Source organism: Bradyrhizobium sp. SZCCT0148 (assembly GCF_018129985.1).
In the GTDB taxonomy this organism is placed as follows: Bacteria; Pseudomonadota; Alphaproteobacteria; order Rhizobiales; family Xanthobacteraceae; genus Bradyrhizobium; species Bradyrhizobium japonicum_H.
Genome location: NZ_JAFCKT010000028.1, coordinates 19,629 through 27,015, shown reverse-complemented (window position 1 = coordinate 27,015; position 7,387 = coordinate 19,629). Strand labels below are relative to the sequence as shown.

Here is a 7,387-nt window from a genome sequence, read left to right as displayed (position 1 = left end):
CTTCACCAGCTGATTGTCCACGGTGTCCAGGCTCTCGCTGGTCTCCGTCAAAAACTCCCGCAACAGATCATCCATGAGCTACGCCTTACTGACCTGACCCTGGACCTCGACGCCCGCGCCACCTTTGGCATGGACGGAAGCCCTACTCTCGATCGTTAGACATCCCCTTTCACAGTCCCGTTAATTTCATCCTCCGTGCTAATACGGATATTGAAGCGAAGTTTGCGATTCGACGGCATGCGGCAGCGCTTTTCGGCAAAACCGGCTCAACGCCGGAACCACGGCGACGCGTGAGGTAAACGGGCCGATAACAGCGGAAGAGGCGCGCTGGAAAGTGCCGCTCGTGAAGGACGATAGGCTCGGCCTGCGAGACATCGAACCGAGCCGCACGCAACCGGAGGCGCAGCCGCACCGCTCGCTTCGCTTTGACGCAGCGACCCGCGCGGTCCGCACACGCGGTAAACGAACGGTTACCCCGTGGCCATAGCGATCCGCGCCGCGCTAACCCAATCGCGCGACCGAGGCGAGGTCGCCGTCGGGACGATGCTCTGCCAGGCAATCATTGATGGCGGCAAGCAGCGCGTGGGGCGTGAACGGCTTGCGCAGACAGCGTGCGGCGCCGAGCTCGAGCGCCATCCGGAGGAAATCGGGTGCAGGCGAATTCAGATTCGCAAAGGCGTAACCGGACATCGCGATCAGCGGAACGACCGGTGCCCGCTCGTGAAAGATCCGGATCGATTCGAACCCGCGCATGTGCGGCATGAAGATGTCGATGATCATCAGATCGAATTGCTGGTGTTCGAGAGCGCGCAATCCGGCTTCACCCCCTTCGGCAATCGTTACCCGGAAATTGTTGCGCTGGAGATAGACCTCGATGGCCAAGCAGACCATCGGGTCGTCGTCGACGACGAGAATATGGCGCAGACTTTCTTTCCCCGTTTGATCTTCCCGTTTCGGCGATTCAATAATTGAACCGTGGGGCACGCCTTCCTCCTTTGCTTTCAATCAAAAAATAACGATCGCGAACCTCGATTTGCGGCGGTGCGGGGAAGATGGACGCGAAATCTGCGGCCACGCGACGCCGGGCTTCATGGCAAATATTGAATGACAGGAATTGCTGGTCCATCGGACGAGACTGCACGGGTCGACCGGCATCTGGTCGCAGCGCGGATGCAATGCTTCCGGCTCATGAAAAGCCCCCTTGCCGTTATTTCCCACGCGAGCCCTGCCGGACCGCTGCGCCGGCTGATCAGCGAATCAGCGCGCCGTTCTTATTTCCGCCGCAAATGCCGCAGGCTGTCTGCCCCCCAACGGGTATATGTACCGCGACACAACCCTTACAATAGATTTTTATCGCCGTGCAACTGAATCACGAAGAGCCTCGCACCCGATCCTGCTTCGACTGCCGGATTGAACCTCGATGATCGCAAGCGGCTGCCGGTCCAACCAGATCCTGCAAATACTCGGCGCGGCAGATCTCGATCTGCGCGTCCGCATCTCGCGCAGTCGAAATGGTCAGCAATTCTGTCTTGAGCGAAGCGGGTGCCGCGTTGAGATACGACTGCTTCCCACATGGCGGATCGGACCCGTGGAAGCCGAGCCGTGACGACGGCCTGGCGCAATCAGCTGTATGCCGACGTGCACGCAGTTCGGTAGGAGGTTTTGGTGGGCGGACAACTTGTCCCAATTGCCAATATATCCCGACTTGAACATGATGGACCCTACGACAGGCACAGAGGGTGACGCGTCGGTCACGATTCGTTGGCGCGGGAATGGAGGCAGCTTTTGGAGACGATGGTGCGCCCGGCCAACGGCTTCCTGTCCGCACTGTCGGCAGACGACTACGAGGCGATCCGTCCATACCTGCGAACAGTGGATCTGCCCCATGATACGGTGCTGGTCGAGACCGGCGAGGTGCTGACGCGCGCCTATTTCCCCCACCGCGGCGTCATCTCGCTTGTGGTGAAACTCGCCAAGGGCGAGCATGTGCATGTCGCCATGATCGGTCGCGACAGCCTGCTCGGGACACTGTCGACGATGGGGGATGCGTGCGCGCTGAACACCGCCATCGTGCTGGTTGCCGGCGTCGCGTCGGTGATGGATCTCGACCGGCTGCGGATCGCCGCCGACCAGAGCGGCACCCTGCGCACGTCGCTGACGCGGCACGGGCTGGCGGTCTTCGCCCAGGTTCAGCAGACCGCGGGCTGCAATGCCGCCCATTCCGTGGAGTCGCGGCTGTCACGCTGCCTGTTGCACACGCATGACCTCTCCGGCGACACCCGGCTTCTGCTGACCCAGGAGGCGATGGCGCAGATGATCGGGGCGCGGCGCAACAGCGTGTCGCTGGTCGCCAACACCCTGCAACAGGCCGATTTCATCCATTACAGCCGCGGGCACATCCAGATCACCAACCTCGACGGCCTGCGCCAGACGGCTTGCGAATGCTACGCCACCGTGAAGGCCCAGTACGACCGGCTGCTCGGCGTGCGCTGACCGCCGTCCGGGCTTGGTAAATCGCCGGCTAACGCCGGCCTGCAAACGCTGTATGTCCCGCTACCGAACTGAAATTCAAATGCCGTAGACACAGGCGGTCCTAGCGCCGGCACGTACGGCGCGACAGGCAATGACCCGTGATCAAGGCAGCAGGCCCATGTTTGAAGTCACCGTCGCGCACGAGGAGCTCGAGGCCGAGCCTGCGCGCGAGCCGCACGCTTACCAAGCGCTGGTGCGCGAGATCGGCGAGGACGGTGCCGGCGAAGTGCGCGAGGTGTTCTGGAAAGAGACCTGCGCGCGCCTGCAATTGTTCCGCACGCTTGCGCTGGCGCAGCACCACGCCAAAATCGCGCGCGAAGCGCATTCGCTGAAAAGCGCCGCCGGAACGTTCGGCTATGTCAGGCTCGCGGCGCTGGCGCTGCGACTGGAGAAGTCCGCGGAGAAGCTCGGCGACGGCGAATTCCGCGATCTCCTGGACCTGATGGATGCCGCCTACGCCGCCGCGCGCGCACTGGAGCCGCAGGCCTAGCACGGCCCGCGTGCATACCCGCCGTACTTCTACGGCTTGGGATTTTCACAGATGGCTAATCATAGGTGGCGATAGTCCCGGAAAACCAGGAGGGTTTTCCATGTTCACCTACGAGACCGCGGACCAGAAAGAGGTTCGCCGCTTCCGCATCGCACAGTTCAACGGCCGGATGGCGACGGTGAAGGCTGGCGAGTCGACGGTGACCGGCTTCGTGCGTTCGGTGCTGGAGCAGGAATCGAGCATGCCGCCCCGCTGGATCATCACGATCATCCCGAACGGGCCGAAGGAAGAGATCAAGCCGCTGCGTCCCGCCTCGCGCGCGCGTCCCTTCGCCGAAGACTATTTCTGAGCGCGAGCGGGGTCTCGAGACGTTCCGGGATGACTTCTCGGGGCGCGCACCGCTTGCCGGCGATGCCGGACACCAGCGTCAATCGATCGAGTGCAGCAGCGCCGCGCGGACCAGATCCGCAGTGTTGCGCGCGCCGAGCTTGCGCATCGCCTCGGCCCGATGGCTCTCGAACGTGCGCGGACTGATCTGCATCCGCAGCGCGCCCTGCTTGTTCGAGTAGCCTTCGCTGATCAGTCTCAGCACCTCGCGCTCGCGCTTGGTCAACCGTTTCTGACCCGACAGACTGAGGAGTTCGGCGCTCGGCACGCGCTGGGGCTGCTGGGCGCGGACCGCCTTCGATTCTGCGTCCTCGGCGCTGGACGGAATCGACAAGCCGCCCTTGTGGGGACCGGCGAGCTGCTTGACCAGTCCGCAGACGCGCTCGGTTTGTGCCAGTGCGTTCTCGACCACCCGCTGCAGATAGGCACGGTCGCCGGACACGGGCGCGAGTTGATCGCTGTGATGCTTGATCTCGCCCATGTAGAGCAGCAGGGCAGTCAGGGGGCCGTTGAGCTCGCGGGCGATGGCAGCGGCCATTTCGTCGGCGGCCTTGGCTCGGGCCGCGCCCAGACGGACGAAATCGAGCTCTTCGGTGGGAGCAGCGCTGCCTTCGTACCATTCCGACGGCCGCGAATCGGCAGCCGTATCATTCTGTGACCCCATGTCACTCGTTTAGCGGAACCGGGGGCGGTCTGTGGTTAACTTTTTGCTCCGTATGACTACGGTGATTTTGTCGGTTTTGCGCTGAAGTCGCGACGTAGGCACAATTTGTGCTTGCGTTGCGTTTCTCCCGACCATGCAGGGGTTGAGTTTTCAGCCAAAAAACTGGCCTGGCGGGCAGATCATCCTTAACCGCCGGCCCTGGCCCCGCCGCCGCCCCCGGGTTTTACGGATAAATTAACAGAGACTTGCTTCTCTTGGGGGAACTTGAGAGCGCGCAAATGCCTCCACGCATTGGACCCGCGACCCCGCGGGACACGCTGCAAAAGATTGCGTGCCATGGACGAAATCGACCGGCTGTCCGAATTCCTGCAGAGGCTGACGCCGCTGTCGCGCAGCTGTCTGCTCAGCGAACTCGAGCGGCTCGAGCTGTGCGGCATCGACATGCCCGGCTCGTCCGAGATTCAGTCGCGACTGCGCGCCGAGTTTCGCAAGGACGGATCGACCCAGGCGCGCGCCACCAGCCCGTCGCGTTATTTCTTCGCGCCGCTCGAAATGTTCCTGATCGACGGCGCGCCCGAGCACCCCAACATGGGGCGGATCTCGCGCAACACGCTGACGCCGATTTGGGAATGGATCTGCCGCGACCTGCTGCCGACCATGGCTCGCGACTACATCAAGGCGATCAACGACCAGGTTGCCGCCAACAATCCGAAGGAAGTGCTGAAGGTCGCCTCGACGTTCCAGACCAAGGTGGTCAAGGTGCTGGAGAACACCTTCGCCTCCGCGGAGAGCACCGAGTTCGCGCGCGCCAAGCTCGCGCAATACACGGCCTCGCGCAGCGCCTTCGACGACGTCAGGAAGATGCAGCAGGTGCTGCGCGCCGGCAATGCGCTGACGGCATTCAACGAAAAGCTGCCTGAGAAGATTGCGAAGTTCGACGACGGCCGGGTTGCCCAGATCACCGCGCAGCTCGACGCCTTCAGGAAGGCGCATGCCGAGGCACTGCCCTTCGCGCTGACGTTGGTGGCGCGGCGCCTGACGACATTCTGGCAATTGACGCGCCTCGCCACCAAGGCGGCCGCGAGCAAGAGCGCCGCCGATATCGCCGCGACGCCCTATGCCTGCGTCGTCCACATGGTGCTCGACCGGCTCGACGACAAGCGCCTCGCGCTTCGGATCGCGCTCCGGAACAACCGGGTGCTGATCGCCCGCGATTTGCTCGCCGAGATCTACGACACCGAATATGCCCTCAGGGTGCGCATCGACGGCATCGAGGGCTCCGAATGGGGAAACCGGCTGCAGCAATTGATGGACGCGATCGCGGCGCTGGTGTCCGCCGAGGTGGCCCGCTTCCCGTCCAATGTCGGCCACATCCTCGGCTCTCGCCGGCTGCGCAGCCACGACACGCTCGGCGGCAAGCTGACCTATCTCGCCTGGAAGGGCCGCGACGCGGTGCAGGACGGCGCGGCGGCGTTTCGCAAACTGATCGGGCAGACCTGAGCTAGCGCATCAGTTTATCGTTCGAGCATGATCTTTGCGGAACACAGCCGCCCGATTTTCCGGATCATGCTCTAATGCGCGCGCGGCAGGCACAGGAAGCGATCGAGAAATCGCCCCGACATCACCACCCTGAACCACCAGAACATCATTCGCCGCATCGTCATCGTCGTAATCCTCGACACAGCCCACCACCGACTGTGACGAGCAATAGCGCAGCTGCAGCAGCCCGCGTGTGATGCGGTTCACACTTTTCGTGAACGCGTTCGACGGCCGCAATCCCGACAAAACAGCGACGGCGATTAATCTTTCGGCGGCGTCCCCGGTGCTTCGAAAAGGCACAGCGCGTCATCGCTGGCACGCTTTCGTCCGCAACCCGCGAGCGCGACGTCACACGACAAAAACCTGCGCAGGCGCCTACAGCCTTCGGGCGTTTTGCCTTTGTCGATGCGCCGTCTTTGCAAAGAGTTTGCCGAAAGCTTAGCTCGAATTGAGGGGTTTAAGGTTACCCAGATAATCCAGTGAAGATGTGAAGCTCTCCTTATTTGAACCCACGCTCGCCGTTTATGAAACCGTCACGGAACGGGAGTGGTGTGACGATGAACGATGGGATGGTTGAACTCGTCGGACGAAGGCCTGTGACCTTCGGACGGCGAAAGGTGACGCCGCGCGCCTGCGTGGCCGACAGCAAGCGGCATCTGCGCGCGTTCCTCATCGAGGTGCTGGAGGATCTCGGCTTCGTCACCAGCGAATGCGCGAGCTCGGACGAACTGCAGACCGTGCTCGCCACCGGATTGCCGGACCTGATCCTGCTCGGCGTCGCCGCCGACGGCATCGAGCCGGGGCGATTCCTGGAGGTGCTGGTGCGCGAGGCGTTCGCCGGCAAGGTTCTCGCCGTCGGCGCACGCGAGTCGATCATCGTCAGGGCGGTGCGGCAGGTCGGCGAGGAATATGGCCTGGCGATGCTGCCGCCGCTGACCACGCCCTTTGCGGCGGAGACGCTGCGCGAGCGCGTCGCGATGCTGCTGCCGGAGGAGCCGGCGCCGAGCCCGGCCGTGCATGTCGGCGAGGCGCTTCATGCCGGCTGGCTCGAGCTCTGGTACCAGCCCAAGATCGACGCGCGCACGCTGGTGCGCAGCGGCGCCGAGGCGCTGGTGCGGATGCGGCATCCGACCTGGGGCGTGGTGCCGCCGGCCTATTTCATTCCCGAGGAGAACGATCCGCATCTGCGCGCGCTCTCCGAATTCGTGATCGAGCGCGCCATGCAGGACTGGCATTACCTGCTGGAGCGGCAGACGCCGGTCGATCTCTCGATCAACCTGCCCGCGTCCTATCTCAGGGAGCCGCAGGCGGTGCGCGATCTCTGCCGGCGCATGCCGACGCATCCGGCCTTCGGCGGGCTGACGGTGGAGATCGACAGCGAGGAGGCGATCCGCGACCTCGACCACCTGACGGAAGTGGCGCGCGAGGTCGGCCTGCACAATATCGGCCTGTCGATCGACAATCTCGGCGCCAACTGGCCGGCGCTGATGGAGCTGGACAGGATTCCGTTCGTCAAGGTGAAGGCCGACCGGCAATTCGTCACTGGCAGCGGCAGCGACCGGCTGAAGCGCACGGTGTGCCGGCACATCGTCGAGCTCGCGCACGGCTTTGGCGCGCGCAGCGTGGCGCAGGGGGTGGAAACCCGCGCCGATCTCGTCGCCGCGAACGAGCTCGGCTTCGACCTCGTGCAGGGCTTCCTGTTCGGCAAGCCGATGCCGCTGAAGAAGTTCGCCAAGGGCGCGCTGACGCGGACGGTGATGGGACAGGCGTGAGGC

Annotated in this window: 8 protein-coding genes; 5 read left to right on the top strand and 3 right to left on the bottom strand. The window is 63.6% G+C overall.

Annotated features, from left to right (window positions below; all coding sequences use genetic code 11):
* Positions 1 to 501: 501 nt before the first annotated feature.
* Entirely contained in the window at positions 502 to 924 is a 423-nt protein-coding gene (locus tag JQ580_RS33085) for a response regulator (RefSeq protein WP_212285465.1), read from the bottom strand.
* Between the two features lie 870 nt (positions 925 to 1,794).
* Here JQ580_RS33085 and JQ580_RS33080 point away from each other — a divergent pair.
* From JQ580_RS33080 to JQ580_RS33070, 3 genes are all read left to right on the top strand, one after another.
* Entirely contained in the window at positions 1,795 to 2,493 is a 699-nt protein-coding gene (locus JQ580_RS33080; RefSeq protein WP_212285463.1) for a Crp/Fnr family transcriptional regulator, read from the top strand.
* 157 nt (positions 2,494 to 2,650) lie between these two features.
* Positions 2,651 to 3,022: an Hpt domain-containing protein gene (locus tag JQ580_RS33075; RefSeq protein ID WP_212285460.1), complete on the top strand. Its 372-nt coding sequence runs from the start codon at positions 2,651 to 2,653 to the stop codon at positions 3,020 to 3,022.
* A gap of 100 nt (positions 3,023 to 3,122) precedes the next feature.
* A complete protein-coding gene (locus tag JQ580_RS33070; protein WP_128919919.1) occupies positions 3,123 to 3,371 on the top strand; it encodes a hypothetical protein in 249 nt (82 codons plus the stop codon).
* 78 nt (positions 3,372 to 3,449) lie between these two features.
* Here JQ580_RS33070 and JQ580_RS33065 read toward each other — a convergent pair whose 3' ends face one another.
* A complete protein-coding gene (locus tag JQ580_RS33065; RefSeq protein WP_212285458.1) occupies positions 3,450 to 4,073 on the bottom strand; it encodes a helix-turn-helix domain-containing protein in 624 nt (207 codons plus the stop codon).
* Positions 4,074 to 4,409: 336 nt separating this feature from the next.
* Between JQ580_RS33065 and JQ580_RS33060 the strand changes: the two genes are divergently transcribed.
* Positions 4,410 to 5,573, top strand: coding sequence for a hypothetical protein (locus JQ580_RS33060; RefSeq protein ID WP_212285457.1), 1,164 nt, complete (start codon positions 4,410 to 4,412; stop codon positions 5,571 to 5,573).
* A gap of 9 nt (positions 5,574 to 5,582) precedes the next feature.
* Here JQ580_RS33060 and JQ580_RS33055 read toward each other — a convergent pair whose 3' ends face one another.
* On the bottom strand, positions 5,583 to 5,819 hold the full coding sequence (locus tag JQ580_RS33055) for a hypothetical protein (protein WP_212285455.1): 237 nt from the start codon (positions 5,817 to 5,819) through the stop codon (positions 5,583 to 5,585).
* A gap of 350 nt (positions 5,820 to 6,169) precedes the next feature.
* Between JQ580_RS33055 and JQ580_RS33050 the strand changes: the two genes are divergently transcribed.
* Positions 6,170 to 7,384 carry an EAL domain-containing response regulator gene (locus JQ580_RS33050; RefSeq protein WP_212285453.1) on the top strand — a complete coding sequence of 405 codons (1,215 nt, stop codon included), beginning with the start codon at positions 6,170 to 6,172 and terminating at the stop codon, positions 7,382 to 7,384.
* The last annotated feature ends 3 nt before the right edge of the window (positions 7,385 to 7,387 follow it).